Here is a 15,679-nt window from a genome sequence, read left to right as displayed (position 1 = left end):
TCCACGCTATGCTCGCTGCATGTTGCCCTGCCCTGACCTCATCGAGTTACCCAAGCAATTGCGCCACCCGGCGGTGCGCGATTTGGCCTGGGTGCTGCTCGCCCCGCCCTTACTGACGCACTGCCCCTGGCCGCAGCGCCATCCGCTGACGGCCAGTGTTTGGCTTGAGCAGCCGGCGCTGCTGGCCGATTGGCTTAAGCGCCAGGATCAACAACCCGCAGCGCTGGAGGAGTGGCTGAAACAAAGCTCGGTGCGCCGCTTGGGCCTGTATTACGAACGGTTGTGGCAATTTGCCCTGCACGGCGCGCCGGACATTGACGTGCTGGCCGCTAATCTGCCGATCCGCCAACAAGGCCATACCTTGGGCGAGATGGACATGCTGCTGCGCGATGCCCAGGGTGTGCATCACCTGGAACTGGCGATCAAACTCTATCTAGGCCAGCCGCAGTTAAGCGGCACAGAGCACGCCGACTGGCTCGGCCCCGGCAGCCATGACCGCCTCGATCTCAAGCTCGATCACTTGGGCCAACACCAGTTGCAGCTGTCACGCACGCCACAAGCACAGGCGGCCCTTGAGCAGTTACAGATCAGCCAACCACAAGCCTCCCTGTGGCTGGGCGGTTATCTTTTTTATCCCTGGCAGCAGGATTACCAAGCGCCCAGCGGCAACAATCCGCAGCATTTGTACGGGCGTTGGATTCATCAGCAACAGTGGCCGCAGTTTGCCCGGCAGAACCGCGGCCACTGGCAACCGCTGCCGCGCCATAACTGGCTGGCCTTAGCCCAAGTGCCCGCCGCCCAGCTGTACAGTGCGGAGCAATTTCAAAAGTGGTGGGACGACCTCGACCTCAGCCTGCACGCCCAATTGCTGGTGCGTTTGCAGCCCGGTCACGACGGTTATTGGACAGAAACCGAGCGGCTTTTTGTGTTGCACGATCACTGGCCGCAGCTTAATCCGCAACGACCCAAGCCCTGACTACAAACTGCGCTCGGTACGCCCGCCGGAACGCACCACATAGCCGCTACCGCTTTCACAGAGGAGAGCCTCACGCTGCACGGCCGGCAGTGCATCCACGCCGTCGTGCAAGGCGTAGGCACTGAAACCCAGCTGCGACAAAAGGAACACCGCACTGCTGCTGCGCTTGCCGCTGTCGCAGTAGCACAGGTAGGTGCGCTGGTTATCCAGCAGCCGCGCTTTAAGTCGCAACAACTGCAGCGGCATGTACAGCGACGCTAAGGCATGGCCGCGCTGGTACTCGTCGAGCAAACGCACATCCAGCCACTGCGCGCCGCTGCCGAGCAAACGCACGGCCTCAGCCAAGGCCAAGCTGTTAACCACCGGCAACTTGAGCAGCTCGATAAAATCCTCACGATCCAAGCGCAGCACCACGCCGTCTTCGAGCATGGTGATGGTGGCGTTGCGCGGGCTGTCGGCGAGCAGCGCGTCCTCACCAAAACAAGCACCAACAGCTAACTCAGCCAGGACTTGCTGATCGCTCTCGGCGCCGCGCAGTACCTCGGCGCGACCACTTTTGAGGAAGTAACAGCAGTCGCCCGCCTCGCCCTCGCGCAGCACCTCCTCGCCGGCTTGCAGGGATTGCTCCTGCAGCCGCGTGAGCATGCTGCGCACGTTGGCCGGCGGCACCTTGGCGAACAGCGGGTTAGCCAACAGCTGCTGCAACCAATCCAGATCGCCCTGCTCCTGACCCAGTTCAAGGAGCAGATCCTGATAGGCCAACTGCCAAGTCAGCAGACGGTCCAGCTCGTCGCTGTCGAGCACCAGCACACTGGCATCACTCAGCGCCCGTGCCCCCTGTTGCCGTGGCAATCCCGGCGACAGCGGATAGCAACTCTGCTCAGTGCCGGCTTGTAACAGCTGCTCTTGGCCGTCGTCGCGGTACAGCACAAGCTCGCCAGCCAGTAAAAAATACGTCAGCCGGGCTTGGTCGCCGGGGCGAAACAACGGCTGTCCGGCCAATAGTGGCTGCGGTACCAACTGCCCCCGCAGCTCGCGCCACTGCTGCTCCGACAGCGCGTTAAGTGGCGTCAGGCTACGCAATTGATTAAGGCTCAGGGCTGAATTGGCAGGCATGCGGGCATCCACGGCGGCAGAGCTGGCGGCCAAGCGCCGCAGCAAAGCCTGAGGATGCTATAGCGCTGCGCGCGGCGGTAAGGAACACCATCACAAAGCCAGGAAAAGTCTGCCCAGTGCCGCGGCCCAAACCTTCAAGCCGTGCCTGGCTCATGCAAAGACAGCTTGCTAGTCTCCGGTAATGCCATGCCGCCAAGCAGCCCCAACACGGCTACCCCCATCAGGTACAGGGCCGGCGCCAGGTTGCTGCCCGTCGCACTGATCAGCCAGGTCGCCAACAGCGGCGCAGTACCGCCAAACAGGGTGTAAGCCATGTTGTAGGTGATGGCCGAGGCGGTGTAGCGCGCCTTAGTCGGGAAGCTTTCAGCCAACAGTACTGCGGTCACCACGTTACATAGCACCGCGCCGCTGGCGAGCAGCAACACCGCGATGAGCGCAGCGACAAAGCTGCCGGAGCTGGCCAACATAAAGGCCGGATACACCAGCACGCCCTGTAATACACAGGCGCTCAACACCGTGGCCCGCCGCCCGATCCGATCGGCCAGGGCGCCGCACAGCGGACACAGCAGCGCCGCCGCCAACAACGCCAATAGCGACACCAGCAAGGCCGTAGCCCGGCTCAGGCCCGCTGCCACCTGCAGGTAGGTGCTGAAGTAGGTGGTGAACATATAAAACGCCAGCGCCGTCAGTGAGACAAAGGCGCCGAGACAGAGAATCCGCCGCCCCTGCTCGCGCAGCGTTTGCCCCAGGGGCGTGTGCACGGCGCCGTGGCTTTGCTGCACTGCCTTAAACGCCGGGGTTTCCTCCAGGCGCCAGCGCAGATACAAACCGACCAACCCCAGGGGCGCGGCCAATAAAAATGGCAGGCGCCAGCCCCACTCGGCCATGGCCGCAGGCGCCAAACTGATCTCCAGGCCGTAGGCAACGCTGGCAGCAGCGGCGAAAGCCATAAAGGTCGACACCGGAATAAAGCTGCCATACCAGGCCCGGCGCCCCGGCGGGGCATGCTCCAGCAAATACGTACAGGCGCCGGCATATTCTCCCCCGGCGGAAAAGCCCTGGGCGCAGCGGATCAAACAAAGCAACAACGGCGCCGCCATCCCGATCATGGCGTAGGTCGGCAACAGGCCGATCAAGGTGGTCGCTGCGGCCATCAGCAAAATGGTAAAGGCCAAGGTGCGCCGCCGGCCGATGCGGTCACCGAGCATGCCAAAGAACAGCCCGCCCAAAGGCCGGAAGGCAAACGCCACGGCAAACACGGCAAAGGTTTTCAACAATGCAGCGGCGGCATCACCACTGGGGAAAAACTGCTGGGCGATGGTGGTGGCGAGAAAGCCATACACGGCGAAATCAAACCACTCCACAAAGTTGCCGACACTGGCGGCCACTATCACCCGGCGCAAAGTGCTCGGGGCGACCTTACTGCTGGCGACAGGCACGACGGACGCAGAAACAGATGCAGGGGCAAACATAGTCACCTCGGGCAGCAAGACGATGGGACGGCCTACGCCTGAGTATTCAGGGCCATGCAGCGGGTGCCTGTTCCAGATAAGTCACCGACATGCCCCAGAGCGACGCCGAGGCTCTACTGCGCGCCTTAGCGGCACTAAAGCGCCAAACCACGGCGTCCTTGCAGCCCACCGGTATGGATAAACACCAACCGCGTACCTTGGGCGAAATAACCGGCCTGCACCTGCTCACGCAGTTGCAGCAACGCTTTGCCGGTGTACAAGGGCTCCAGCGGTACGCCGCTGTGTGTTTCGCACTCAGCCATAAACGCCAGCAACTCGGCATCGACTTTAGCGAAGCCACCACGGCTGCCATCGAATAACTGATAGTCAGTAGGTGGCTGTCCAGCGGCGTGGAGAATCTGCTCGATCTGGCTCGCCACACCATAATCCATTGGCACAGCAGTCACGCCATACAGCGCATGGGCGCCCGCCTCGGCCAGTAGCAAGCCGGCCAAGGTGGTACCGGTGCCACAGGCCAGCCACACCCCGTGATAATCATCCCAACCGAGATCCGCCACCTGCTCACGCAACAGGCGGGTGATCTGCCCACAACCCAGAGCGCCGGGCAAACCACCGCCACCTTCAGGCATTGGATAAAAACCGCTGTAGCGCTGCAGCCAAGGCGTCCAAAAATCCGCCGCATGGCGCTCACGGTAACCGGCATACCCTAGCCAATGCAGCTGCATGCCCATGGCTTGCAGATCTGTCACGGTGGGGGTGAGTTGGGCATGGCCACGCAGTAAACCGACGGTGGCGAAATTAAAGCGCTGCCCCGCGGCGGCTAACGCATGCAGATGATTGGAATGGGCACCGCCTAAGCTGATCACCCCTGCTGCGCCTTGCGCCTGAGCCGCGCGCAGATGATCGAGTAACTTAAACCACTTGTTGCCACTGATCAGCGGGTCCAGCAGATCCAGGCGCAGCACCGCCAGCTCGATGCCGGCCGCCTGTGCCCAGGGTAAATGCATTAACTGCAGTGGCGCCTGGGCGGTCCAGGCGGGCAGTTCTACGGCCACACTCAAACCACCGTGCGCAGCGATTTATCGCTTTGATGGCGTGGGCAGCAGTTGGAGTTGTGCGGAACAAACCGGTTCGGCGTGTCGATACGATCCAGCGGCATAGCACAGCGCTCGCCACTGACCAGCAAGGCGCTGCATGCGGGCTGCTGATAATGCTCCAGCCACTGGCGGTATTGCTCTTCGCTGACAAAGCATTTGCTCGCGGCATAGGCCATGGGATTGGCCTGATAACGCGGCAAATCCTGCAACGCGATGGTCAGATGACCGGCGCCAGGATGGAACACCACAAACACGACGCCCAGTTTGGCCAACTGCTGCAACGCTTGCTCGGCACCGGCCTGGCTGTTGCTTTGCAAATCAGCCTGCAATTGCTGAATCAGCTGCTGGGCTTGCTGCAACTCCGCGTTGCGTTCGCTCAACGCCGCATCCCGAGCACTTAGCTGCTCTTGGTAAAGACGGGTGACTGAAGCGATTTGAGTCTGCATCTCCATCTGCAACTGCGCTTGCAAACTGGCCTGCTCATCGCGACCGTCTTGCTCGAACATACGCAGCTGGGCGCTCATTTCTTCGCGGGCGGCCTTGAAGCTTTTTTCTTGCGCGGCTAACTGCTCTTGCAGCGCATGCCTAACCGCCTGTTGCTCGGCCAGGGCCTGCTGCAGTTGGGTTATCTGCCCGTGCAAATCTTGCACTTGCGCGCTATGGGCTTGCTCCAGGGCAAGGCGTTGGGTGTGTTGCTGCTGCAGTTGCTCGGCATTGCGCTGACGTAATTGCTTGATCAGTTGCGCCGCCTTGAGGCGCTGCTGATGAGCCGCCTGGGCGCTGACAGCGACGGCTTGCTCGTGCGTCGAAGGCTGCTCTGGGTTGCTCGCCTCATTGGCGTACCACTTGTCTTCAGCGGCGATTTGCAAGCGATCCAGCGCCACCACCGGCATGGCCTCTTCCTCCACCAACAAGGCCAAACTGTTGCGCTTGACGGCCTCGCGCAACTGCACCAGTTCGTCAGCCTGAGCGTCCCACAGATGCATTTGCTGCGCCGCTTGCGGGCACTGACTATGGCAGGCCAAGCGAATCGGTCCAGCGCCTAAGTCCGGGCCACGCTCAGCACGGGCAGCCAAGGTTTGCAGGGGGATGTTCCAGCCGGAGTCGGGGCAGCCTTTTTCATCAAAATCCAGATAAAACAGCACCACCGACTTAATCAATAAACGGGGATTGATCAGCACGTAGGCCATACGCATCTGCTGATCAGCGTACTCGGGCATGTTCACCACGCCATCGAGCAAGGCTTCAAACTCGGTGAAGAACATCTGCTTGCTGACGCCGCGCGCAGTTATAAACATCACGGCTTCAACCATTTGCGGCTTGTTCTGCATGCTCAACCATCCCCTCTCTCGGCGGCTCTAACCGCTCTAAACCAGGCCTGCGCGCGCCACCCTCGGCGCGCCGCTGTCTTTATACCTGAGCACTAAGACAATTTCTGTACGATTAGCCCAAATCTCCCTCGGCCGGAGTCTAGGCAAAAGCTGACGGGTGCGCTGTGATTGGGTTGGCAGTGGTCTGCACGCCATAAGCGGCGCTAGGCACAGCGATTTTTGAGGTGTCAGAGCGCCAGCAACCCGCACTCAGGCGCGAATTAACCTGGCCTTGCAGCCAATACAGCTGAACCACTCACTGATCGCAACTTGAGTTAGGCGGCCACTTCAGCGCGCCGGTAAGAAGATTGCCCGCTGCCGGAGTAAGGCCGGGCAGCAAGCAAACGCCCCGCACTGGGCGGGGCGTATTGACCTTAAAGCTGTGCGGCGAGGCGTGAACCTTGGTTAATCGCCCGCTTGGCGTCCAACTCCGAGGCCACATCGGCGCCACCGATCAAATGCACGGTCTGCCCGGCAGCCACCAGGCCGTCGTGCAACTCACGCAGCGGCTCTTGGCCGGCGCAGATAATCACCGTATCCACCGCCAGCAACTGCGGCTCGCCACCGGCAATGCTGATATGCAAACCGGCGTCGTCGATCTGCAGATACTCGACGCTGTTAAGCATCTGCACCTGCTTGTTTTTAAGGCCGGTGCGATGAATCCAGCCGGTGGTTTTGCCCAAACCATCGCCGACTTTGGATTTTTTGCGTTGCAGCAAGAACACTTCACGGGCCGCTGCCGGCACCTGCGCCTTGATTCCCACCACGCCGCCGCGCGCTTCGAGGGCCGGGTCGATGCCCCACTCCTTCCAGAACTCACTGCGGTTAAGGCTGCTGGACTCGCCCTGGTGAGTGATAAATTCCGACACGTCAAAACCAATGCCGCCGGCGCCAATCACCGCGACCTTCTGGCCGACCGGTTTACGCTCAAGGATGGCGTCCAGATAACTGATCACCTTGGAATTCTCCACGCCAGGAATCGCCGGAGTGCGCGGCGCGATACCGGTGGCGAGGATGATCTGATCAAAACCGCCTTTGACCAGATCGTCCACGCTCACCCGGGTGTTGAGCTGCACATCCACCCCGGTGCTGGCGAGCTTGTGTTTGAAGTACCGCAGGGTTTCGTAGAACTCTTCTTTACCCGGCACGCGCTTGGCCACATTGAACTGCCCACCGATCTCGCCAGCGCCATCAAACAGACTGACCTGATGCCCGCGCTCGGCGGCCACGGTGGCCGCGGCAAGCCCTGCTGGGCCGGCGCCGACCACGGCAATTTTTTGCACCTTATCGGTGGCAATGTAGTTGAGCTCAGTCTCGTGACAGGCCCGTGGGTTGACCAGGCAGCTGGTCAGCTTGCCACCGAAGGTGTGATCCAAACAGGCCTGGTTACAACCGATACAGGTGTTGATTTCATCGGCGCGGCCGGCCGCCGCTTTGCTGACGAACTCGGGGTCGGCAAGGAATGGCCGGGCCATCGACACCATGTCAGCGTCGCCCTCGGCCAGCACTTGCTCGGCCACTTGCGGGGTGTTGATACGGTTGGTGGTGATCAGCGGAATCTTCACCTCGCCGCGCAGCTTGGCGGTGACCTTGGTGAAGGCCGCACGCGGCACCTTGGTGGCGATGGTCGGGATGCGCGCTTCGTGCCAGCCGATCCCGGTGTTGATGATGGTCGCACCCGCCTGTTCGATAGCCTTGGCCAGCAGCACGATCTCATCCCAGGTGCTGCCGCCTTCAACCAAATCGAGCATCGACAGGCGATAAATAATGATGAAGTTCGGCCCTACCGCCTCGCGCACACGGCGCACGATTTCCACCGGCAAGCGCATGCGATTTTGGTAAGAACCACCCCAACGATCGGTGCGCTGGTTGGTGTGGGCAGCGAGGAATTGGTTAATGAAATAACCTTCCGAGCCCATGATCTCGACGCCATCGTACTCAGCCTGCTGCGCCAAGGTGGCGCAGGTGACGAAATCGCTGATCTGCTTCTCGATGCCCTCTTCGTCCAGCTCCGTTGGCTTGAACGGGTTGATCGGCGCCTGAATGGCACTCGGCGCCACGGATTTGGGGCTGTAGGCATAGCGCCCAGCGTGAAGAATCTGCATGCAAATCTTACCGCCGGCCTCATGCACGGCGCGGGTAACGATATTGTGCTTGGCCGCCTCTTCGGGCGTGGTCAGCTTGGCCGCGCCGGAATACACCCCACCCTCGACGTTCGGGCCGATGCCGCCGGTAACCATCAGGCCCACGCCGCCCCGGGCGCGCTCGGCAAAATAAGCAGCCATGCGCTCAAAACCATCGGGCTTTTCTTCCAGGCCGGTGTGCATCGAGCCCATCAGGGCGCGGTTTTTTAAGGTGGTAAAACCTAAATCGAGGGGGGCAAGCAGATGGGGGTATTGAGCAGTCATGTCTCTCTCCAGATCAGGCATCGGCATCACACGGGCGCTGTCGCCTCTAACGGGCAGTAGTCGCAGTGGGAGAGAAGATAATCAGGGCCCAGCCACCTCTCAATGACTTAAAGTGACAAGATACTGATCATAATTAACAGTGCGACGGTCTTTGAGGGCAAACTAGGGGCGCCGACGCAACCAGTAGCGGGATAAACCAATCATGACCGAGCCCAGTAAGCCTGCCCGTGTACGCCTGGGCGATTTATCGGTGGGCTTCGTGCATAGCCTGGCCACAGCCATGCACAGCTGCGCCCAAGACCCGCTGCCGCTGCTGCAGCGTTATGGGCTGGATGCCACGCGCCTGGCTGAGCCACGGGCGCGCCTGTCGATTCCGCGCTATATGCGTCTGGGTCATAGCGCCATTAGCCAGTGTGGCGAGCCGGCGCTGGGTTTACTGATGGGGCAGCACAGCCGCTTGGGCCAACTCGGTCTGGCGGGCATCACTGCCGGCCAAGCCCCGACCATTCGTGAAGCGGCGCGTTGCCTGATTGAGTTTGAGCCGCTGTACACCAGCAACTATCGCGGCCAGTCGAGCCTGCATGAAGACGCCCAAGGCGCCTGGCTGCGTTTCTATTCGATCAGCCCCTACAACCACTACAACCGCTTTGTCGTGGATTCAGTGCTGGCCGGCTGGGCACAGCATTTAAGCGCCCTTGCCCAGCAACCGCTGAGTATCGATAAGGTCCAGATCGAATTTGCTGCACCGCCCTACGCCAGCCGCTACGAACAGGCTTTTGCCTGCCCCATAGAATTTAGCGCCGAGCACAACCAACTGCGTTTAAGTCAGGCCAGCCTCAATCTGACTAACCCTGAACACTGCCCTGGCACCTGGCGTCATCTGTTGCAGATTTGCCAAGCTGAACTGCAACAACTGACCCACACCCGCAACCTCACCGAGCGCATCACCCAACTGATTGGCCCACTGCTCCATGGGCGCGAGCCGGACCTCGCGGAAGTCGCCGCGCACCTACAACTGCCGGCCTGGACCCTGCGCCGCAAACTGGCGGAGGAAGGCACGCAGTTTCGCCAGATTCTCAATCACACCCGCCGCGACCTGGCCATGGCCTATATCCGCGACACCGAGCTGGCCTTTGGCGAAATCGCCTATTTATTGGGTTTTGCTTCAGCCGAAGCGTTTCAGCGCGCGTTTAAACGCTGGAATCAACAAACCCCAGGCGAATACCGCCGCGAACAACGCCGGGCGCTGTAGTGCGATATGGATTTGCGAAGGAAGTAACAGGAGGGATGCAGCGTTATTAGGGCGTTAAACGCCCTAAAAGCTGGCGGTGTTGCGATGTTGCGGTTACAGCTCGGTAGCGTCTTCGTGGGGTTCTGGCAGATCCAGTTCGATAGCGCGCTCTTCCAAAAGCTCTTCTTGATAATCGTCCATTGGGGTGTCCCTTATTGCGAGTTATACAGTGCTGCTCTCGTGCGCCAACCCCACGGGCTTAAGCAGCGAGAACATGCCAATAAGGCTAGAGGACAAAGATGAACGCAAGATGACAAAATGTCGCAGAAATGAAAAACCCCCAGGTATTTCTACCTGGGGGCTTCATATATGGCGCAGCGGACGGGACTCGAACCCGCGACCCCCGGCGTGACAGGCCGGTATTCTAACCGACTGAACTACCGCTGCGTGTCGGTGGACTTACGTCCGTAGAATCTTTGCATCTTGGTAAAGCGCTCTAAGCTGCTTTACCCCCTCCTCAGCCAGCTGAGAAGTTTGCTTTAGTTATCAGTGAATCTTGTCGCTGATCTCTAAGCTTTTGAAACTGCTAAGGTTTTTACCCTAGTCGTTTCGACGGGCGGCATTATGTACTAACCCCTAGGGGCTGGCAATAGCTTTGTAGAAAGATTTGCACAAAAGATTCAGCCAAAGCTGCCGCGCCGTATGAATACAGCGACCCGCCCCAGGCGCAAGCTGATAAAACTCAGGCACAGGCTGCCGCAATACTGCGCTGGTAGCCCTCCGGCAGATTAAGGGTGCTGAGCTGCTCCAAGGGGAAGGTGGCAATTTCCTTGTGCTCGTGACTTAGCCGTAGGTGGTTAAAGTTATCGACCTGGCACAGCAGCGGGATGATCAGGACAGAAATCTGCGCGGTGATGGGATACACGTACGGCAGCAACGGCCGGATAAAGCGTGCTTTAAGACCCGTTTCCTCGAGCACCTCACGTAGTACGCAAGCCTCTACCGTCTCGCCTACCTCGAGCTTACCGCCAGGCAGCTCCCACTCTTCGCGCTCATTCTTTAAGAGCAACACAGCGCCTTGATGGATCAACACCGCCTTCACCGAAATCGGCAAACGCCCCACATCATTCGACTCAGAAGTTAACTCAGGCATCACAACCTCCACAGACGTTGCTGGAACTAACTGGGAGTATTTGGTCTAGGCGCAGTTCAACCAACAATTGGAAAACAGGGCTTAACTGGCAAACGGCGCTGACAGCATCTCCCGCGACGGGCTAGCCAGAACACCTGAGAAGGGAATTTAAAGCGCAGAAACGAAAAAAGCGGCCAATGGCCGCTTTCTCGGTAGCTTCTAGGCGTTCAGTGGTCCTAGGAGCAAATATGGCGCAGCGGACGGGACTCGAACCCGCGACCCCCGGCGTGACAGGCCGGTATTCTAACCGACTGAACTACCGCTGCGCGTCTGTGGACTTGCGTCCGGTACAACTTCTCGGCAAGTGGTGGGTGATGACGGGATCGAACCGCCGACCCTCTGCTTGTAAGGCAGATGCTCTCCCGGCTGAGCTAATCACCCTTGGCCTTGCGAGGAGGCGAAATTTACGCACCTATCGAAGCTAAGTCAATACCCTGCTTAAAGTTTTTCTAAAAAAGTGAAAAATCCTTGGCAGCCCCATAACGGCCAAAAGAGCAAACTGCCGACTCATCCCTCGCCATCCCCGGCGCGCAAAGTGAGACGCGCGGCCACCGCATTGTCCGCCCCACGATCCAACCCCGCTTCGCTGATCTGTACACCCTGCCCCTGCAAATGCTCGATCCACTGCAGCAGTCTGGCGAATGGCGCCGGCTGTAGATTGACCTGTACCGCGCCAGCCGAATCGTTATCCAGGCGCTCAATGCTCAGGCCATGGGCAGCCGCCGAAGACGTGATTAAGCCTTGCAGGCGAGTCGGATCAATACTGGTCTGCGGCGTACTGGCCTGATTGCGCAGCAGTGGCGCCTGGCTGTGCATATAGGCATTGAGTTCGCGCTGCGCCTCAAACGCATTGCGTGCCGTGTGGACCCGCTGCTGCGTCGGCTGCCACAGGCCGACGTAGAGCAGCACCAGCAAGACGAACGCCAGCAGCGCGCTGACCGCCAATCGCTCGCGTGGCACTAACGCCTGCCAGCGCTTGGCTAAAGCCGAGTCGTCCCACTGAGCGCGATAACTTTGCAGCATGCTCATCCTCCTATCACCACCCGCGCACTGACCATCGCACCATCGCGACTGGCCGAGCCCAACTGCACAGCTAAGCCGCTGCCTTGCAGGTGCTCGCGCAATTGCTCCAACTCAGCAAAACCGGGGGCCTGTACCTGCAAGGCCATGTCACCACGCGCTTCACTGAAATCCAATTGATTGATTTGCACCCGCACGCCCTTGGTTTGCATGACCTGGCTGACTTGCGCCAACAGGCTAAGCAAAGGCGACTGAGCACTGCCGCCGGTCTCGCGCAGGTGCTGCTCAAACTGGGCACGCAAGTTGATCAGCTTAGTGTCTTGGGGGAACAGTTCTTGATACAGCGCAGCACTGGCCGCTGCGTACTGATCCGCCTGGCGTTGCAAATGCCAGGACTGGGCCAAGTTAAAGCCCCATTGCACAACCAGCCATAACCCCAACAGCGCGGCGACCGAACGCCAGCGCTGCCATTGCCCGCTGCTGCGCTGCACGGCGAACTCACCTTGGGCGAGGTTGTTACGCACAGACTGCTGTGCCAACCACACGTAGGGCTCTGCCAGCGCTTGAGCCTGCGCCCAGGCGGCGGGCGCAGGCTCACCGAGCTGATAGTTGACCTGCTCAACTTCGCCCGCCAGCGCCTGCACTTGCGGCCAGTCCTGCTCTGTCAAAGCCATGCGGGTGGCCGCAGCACCGCCAAGCAGCCAACGCTGCGGCAGAATCAGCAAACTGCTGCCAGGGCCCGGCAATAAATCCGCATCCACCGTGATGCGCAGTGGCGGCAGAGCACACAACTGCAGCCATGCGCTCAACCAACTGCGGCGCAGGGCAAACACGCGATGACGCCCATCGCTCAGTTGCTCACCCAAGGCCAGATGCATCAGCTCGACCTCTTCGGCCAGCAAGTCCTCCACCGCGAACGGCAGCGCTTGGCGCAACCAGCGCGCCTTACGTGTCGGCAGGCTGACAGCGCAGGCGGTGACGGCCTCCACCGGCAATACCAGTGTCCAGTCGGCACTCAACTGACTCTGCGCCTCGGCAAAACTCAGGCTGCGGCTAACGCCAGCGCTGACCACCTGGACCAGCAGATCCGCCTGGGCGCCGCTACAAGCTGCCGGGGGTAAAAACACATAATCGTGGTTCATGGCTCGACTTCCTCAACCGGCAACGGCACCAGCGCGCCCTGCCCTAAATCCCTGGCCAGTACATAAACCTTGCCATCATTACTGCGCTGCAAAGTACTGCGCAAAATCTGTCGGCGCTCGCCGACGGTGACCTCACTGATCACCTGAAAATACTGACTATAGGGCGCCAATGCCTGGCCCTGCACCTGCAAGCCATTGAGATGAACCTGAAAGGCCTGAACATCGCGATAGCCCTCGGCACCACGGGCCGCGACTATCTCTTGCGCCTGACTCAGCGACAACCCATCCGACAAGCTCGCCAACACCCGCGCGCTGGCCGTGTTGACGTTAAGCGTGGTACCGGCCGGCAAAGCGCTGACATAGGGCAAAAGGCGCTCATAGTCCTCAGCGCGCATATCCAGCAACAGACGCAGCTCCGATGGATCAGACAGGATGCGATTGGCCGCCCGATACGGCGGTTGCGCCGCTAGGTACTGGCCGTCTTCCGCACCATAACTGCCGGTAGGTTGATCATCCTCGTCCAGCCAATCGGCCAGGCGCTCGGCATATGGGGTGCTGATCTGTAAGCCAAGCAACAAGCGGCGAAACTGTGCCAGCGTAGAGTCATCCGGCCCACCGCCCGGGGTTTTCGCGGCGAGGCTATTGAGGTTAAAACGCCCGGTGAGGTCGATAATCTGCACCCGCAACTCACCACCTTCATCCAAGGGATAGGGTTTACGCGGCAGCGCCCACAGCTCGCCCAAATGATCGACCTGAGCACTGCGCTCGCCCTGGTTGAAATCGCGGCTCAACAAGGCTTTGGCCAGAACCTCGCCACCCAGCGCGTAATGCCAAGCCTGACGCACATCGAGCTGGTTGGCGGTGCTGCGGATCGACAGCTGCTGGCGGCTAATAATCGCCGCACACACCACACTGACCACGGCCACCACCAGTAACACGGTGATTAGCGCCATGCCGCGCTGCTGCCTCATAACGACGGCTCCTCAGGAGTGGCTTCGCCGCCATCGTTGTCCTCTTGTTGCTGATTCAATTCATCCGGCGGGCCATCGGGCAACTGCAGTAACCGGCGGATCTCCCCATAGCGACGGTGCTCCAGAGTCAGCTCCAGCGCCTGGGGCAATTTAGCCAGGGCTTTATCGGTCGTTTGACCTTGGCCGTCATCCTCCGGCGGCCAGCTGTCTTGCCACTCACCTTTGCTATCGCGGTAGCGCAGCTGCACGCTGAGTACCCCATCCAGCGCCTCTTGCACCTGCGGTTGGCTGTCTTGGGCTTGATCCAAGACCGTCCAGTAACGCCGTTGCCAGTGCTCGCCACTGAGCTGCCAGCGCACTCGCTGCAAGGTCGAACGGGCTTGCCCCAAAGGATTGCGCCAACCGTTGCGGGTTAACTCCACGCTCGAGTTCTCCCCGGTTTCGGCGAGCAAGGCCGCGCGCGGCTCACCGAAGGCATCGCGTATAGGGCGCGGCTGCACTTGCAACACATCGCGCTCAAACGCAGTGATGGCGCGGACCAACTCGCGCATTTGCTGCTCGTTAGCGCGGGTGGCCTTATCGGTTTGCAACACGCTGTCGAGCATGCGGTAAGTGGCTAAGCCCAGCAGGGCAAAGATAGCGATGGCGATCAGCAGTTCGAGGAGGGTAAAGCCGCCCGCACGGCGCGAGGGCTTCATTGCATCTCACCGATAAAGCCGCTGAGCGTAACCACGGCCCGCTCGCTCAAATTGCCGCGCTCGTTGCTGTACGGCGCCACCCATAAGGTCACGCGGCGCATGCCAGGCTCGCTGGTGGCGGTCACTTCGCTTTGCCATTGCCAGCGCCGTCCGGCCATTTGTTCCTCGCCCTGCTCGCGACCACCGGCCACCGGGTCAAGGGAGAGTTGCAGGGTGCTTAAGCGGTTATCGGCCACCCACATGGCCAACGTTTTGTCTTGCAGGCGTGCCGCTGTTTGCAAACTGCGACTGCTGGCACTGAGCACGCTGGCCGCAACCAAGGCAAAGATGGCCAAGGCCACCAGCACCTCCAGCAAGGTAAAGCCGCCCTCGCGTCTCATGGCTTACGCCCAGTACTGCTGAGCAGTTGCGCCTTGGGCAGTTGAAAGCCGTCGCTGCTCAGTTGCATCTGCACTCCGTCGGCGCGGCGCTCGCCAATCTGCAAGCGAAACGGACTGATCTCACCGCTGGACAGCAGTAATAGCTGAGGCGTGAGGGTGCTCGCGGCGGCCTTACGGGCCGAACCTGACTTGCTCGCATGGTTGCTGCCCAGGCCCGGATTGTCCTGGTCGTCAGACTTACCTGTGGACGAATCTGCCAGCCGCAAAGCCTCGCCTTCGAGCTCAAACTTTATTTGCGCCCAGTCCGGCAGCTTGTGCGGTTTACCTGCGACGGCTTGCCACTGTTTTTTCAAGCTGTCGTAACGCAGTGTCTGATAGCTGTCGGGGGTAAATTGCAGGCCATATTCGCGGTTATCCAACACCGCCTCTTCGGCCAGCACCCCGATCAAGCTGGCCAAGCGCTCCGCTTCGTTTTGCAGCTCGCGGCCTGGACCTGCGATGCCGACACTGAACACGGTCAAACCGATCAGGCAGCCGAGAATCACCAGCACCACCAACAGCTCAATCAGGGTAAAGCCCTGAGCCTGGCTAAGGCGCTGGCGCATC

At 60.4% G+C, this 15,679-nt stretch carries 14 protein-coding genes and 3 tRNA genes; 2 read left to right on the top strand and 15 right to left on the bottom strand.

The annotated features are described in order from the left end of the window. Positions 1–19 precede the first annotated feature (19 nt). Positions 20–976: a DUF1853 family protein gene (locus NTD81_RS02750; RefSeq protein ID WP_262179194.1), complete on the top strand. Its 957-nt coding sequence runs from the start codon at positions 20–22 to the stop codon at positions 974–976. Here NTD81_RS02750 and NTD81_RS02745 read toward each other — a convergent pair whose 3' ends face one another. From NTD81_RS02745 to NTD81_RS02725, 5 genes are all read right to left on the bottom strand, one after another. After that, a complete protein-coding gene (locus NTD81_RS02745) occupies positions 977–2,092 on the bottom strand; it encodes a cyclic nucleotide-binding domain-containing protein (protein ID WP_262179192.1) in 1,116 nt (371 codons plus the stop codon). A 134-nt stretch (positions 2,093–2,226) separates the two neighbouring features. Continuing rightward, positions 2,227–3,531, bottom strand: a complete 1,305-nt coding sequence (locus NTD81_RS02740) for an MFS transporter (protein WP_410017106.1) — start codon at positions 3,529–3,531, stop codon at positions 2,227–2,229. A gap of 167 nt (positions 3,532–3,698) precedes the next feature. Next, positions 3,699–4,571 carry a 1-aminocyclopropane-1-carboxylate deaminase/D-cysteine desulfhydrase gene (locus tag NTD81_RS02735; protein ID WP_262179818.1) on the bottom strand — a complete coding sequence of 291 codons (873 nt, stop codon included), beginning with the start codon at positions 4,569–4,571 and terminating at the stop codon, positions 3,699–3,701. 50 nt (positions 4,572–4,621) lie between these two features. Then, positions 4,622–5,992: a chromosome partitioning protein ParA gene (locus NTD81_RS02730; protein WP_262179187.1), complete on the bottom strand. Its 1,371-nt coding sequence runs from the start codon at positions 5,990–5,992 to the stop codon at positions 4,622–4,624. 413 nt (positions 5,993–6,405) lie between these two features. Continuing rightward, the gene (locus tag NTD81_RS02725; RefSeq protein WP_262179185.1) at positions 6,406–8,439 is read right to left on the bottom strand and encodes an NADPH-dependent 2,4-dienoyl-CoA reductase; all 2,034 of its coding nucleotides are present in this window, start codon (positions 8,437–8,439) and stop codon (positions 6,406–6,408) included. A gap of 202 nt (positions 8,440–8,641) precedes the next feature. Here NTD81_RS02725 and NTD81_RS02720 point away from each other — a divergent pair, with 202 nt between their 5' ends. Next, positions 8,642–9,691, top strand: coding sequence for an AraC family transcriptional regulator (locus tag NTD81_RS02720; protein WP_262179183.1), 1,050 nt, complete (start codon positions 8,642–8,644; stop codon positions 9,689–9,691). 349 nt (positions 9,692–10,040) lie between these two features. On the opposite strand, the gene NTD81_RS02715 is transcribed toward NTD81_RS02720, so the two are convergent. The 10 genes from NTD81_RS02715 to gspH form a co-directional block, all read right to left on the bottom strand. Then, positions 10,041–10,117: transfer RNA gene (locus NTD81_RS02715), tRNA-Asp, on the bottom strand. Between the two features lie 295 nt (positions 10,118–10,412). Then, a complete protein-coding gene (locus NTD81_RS02710; protein WP_262179181.1) occupies positions 10,413–10,823 on the bottom strand; it encodes an NUDIX hydrolase in 411 nt (136 codons plus the stop codon). 228 nt (positions 10,824–11,051) lie between these two features. Next, positions 11,052–11,128 (bottom strand) — tRNA-Asp (locus NTD81_RS02705). A 39-nt stretch (positions 11,129–11,167) separates the two neighbouring features. Beyond that, positions 11,168–11,243, bottom strand: a tRNA-Val gene (locus tag NTD81_RS02700). Between the two features lie 126 nt (positions 11,244–11,369). Continuing rightward, positions 11,370–11,885: a type II secretion system protein M gene (locus tag NTD81_RS02695; protein WP_315974669.1), complete on the bottom strand. Its 516-nt coding sequence runs from the start codon at positions 11,883–11,885 to the stop codon at positions 11,370–11,372. A 2-nt stretch (positions 11,886–11,887) separates the two neighbouring features. Then, positions 11,888–13,024, bottom strand: coding sequence for a type II secretion system protein GspL (gene gspL / locus NTD81_RS02690; protein WP_262179177.1), 1,137 nt, complete (start codon positions 13,022–13,024; stop codon positions 11,888–11,890). Then, the gene (gene gspK, locus NTD81_RS02685) at positions 13,021–13,995 is read right to left on the bottom strand and encodes a type II secretion system minor pseudopilin GspK (protein WP_262179175.1); all 975 of its coding nucleotides are present in this window, start codon (positions 13,993–13,995) and stop codon (positions 13,021–13,023) included. The genes gspL and gspK overlap by 4 nt, the downstream gene beginning before the upstream one ends. Further along, positions 13,992–14,693 carry a type II secretion system minor pseudopilin GspJ gene (gspJ, locus tag NTD81_RS02680; RefSeq protein WP_262179173.1) on the bottom strand — a complete coding sequence of 234 codons (702 nt, stop codon included), beginning with the start codon at positions 14,691–14,693 and terminating at the stop codon, positions 13,992–13,994. The genes gspK and gspJ overlap by 4 nt, the downstream gene beginning before the upstream one ends. Continuing rightward, positions 14,690–15,073 (bottom strand): type II secretion system minor pseudopilin GspI, encoded by a 384-nt coding sequence (gspI, locus tag NTD81_RS02675; protein WP_262179171.1) that lies wholly within the window; start codon positions 15,071–15,073, stop codon positions 14,690–14,692. The genes gspJ and gspI overlap by 4 nt, the downstream gene beginning before the upstream one ends. Next, entirely contained in the window at positions 15,070–15,678 is a 609-nt protein-coding gene (gene gspH, locus NTD81_RS02670) for a type II secretion system minor pseudopilin GspH (protein ID WP_262179169.1), read from the bottom strand. Before gspH ends, gspI begins: the two co-directional genes overlap by 4 nt. Between the last annotated feature and the right edge of the window lies 1 nt (position 15,679).

Origin of the sequence: Pseudomonas sp. 5P_3.1_Bac2 (assembly GCF_025465995.1) — a bacterium.
Lineage (GTDB): Bacteria > Pseudomonadota > Gammaproteobacteria > Pseudomonadales > Pseudomonadaceae > Aquipseudomonas.
The sequence above is the reverse complement of the archived record's forward strand: the minus strand, read 5'-3'. Positions and strand labels throughout refer to the sequence as shown.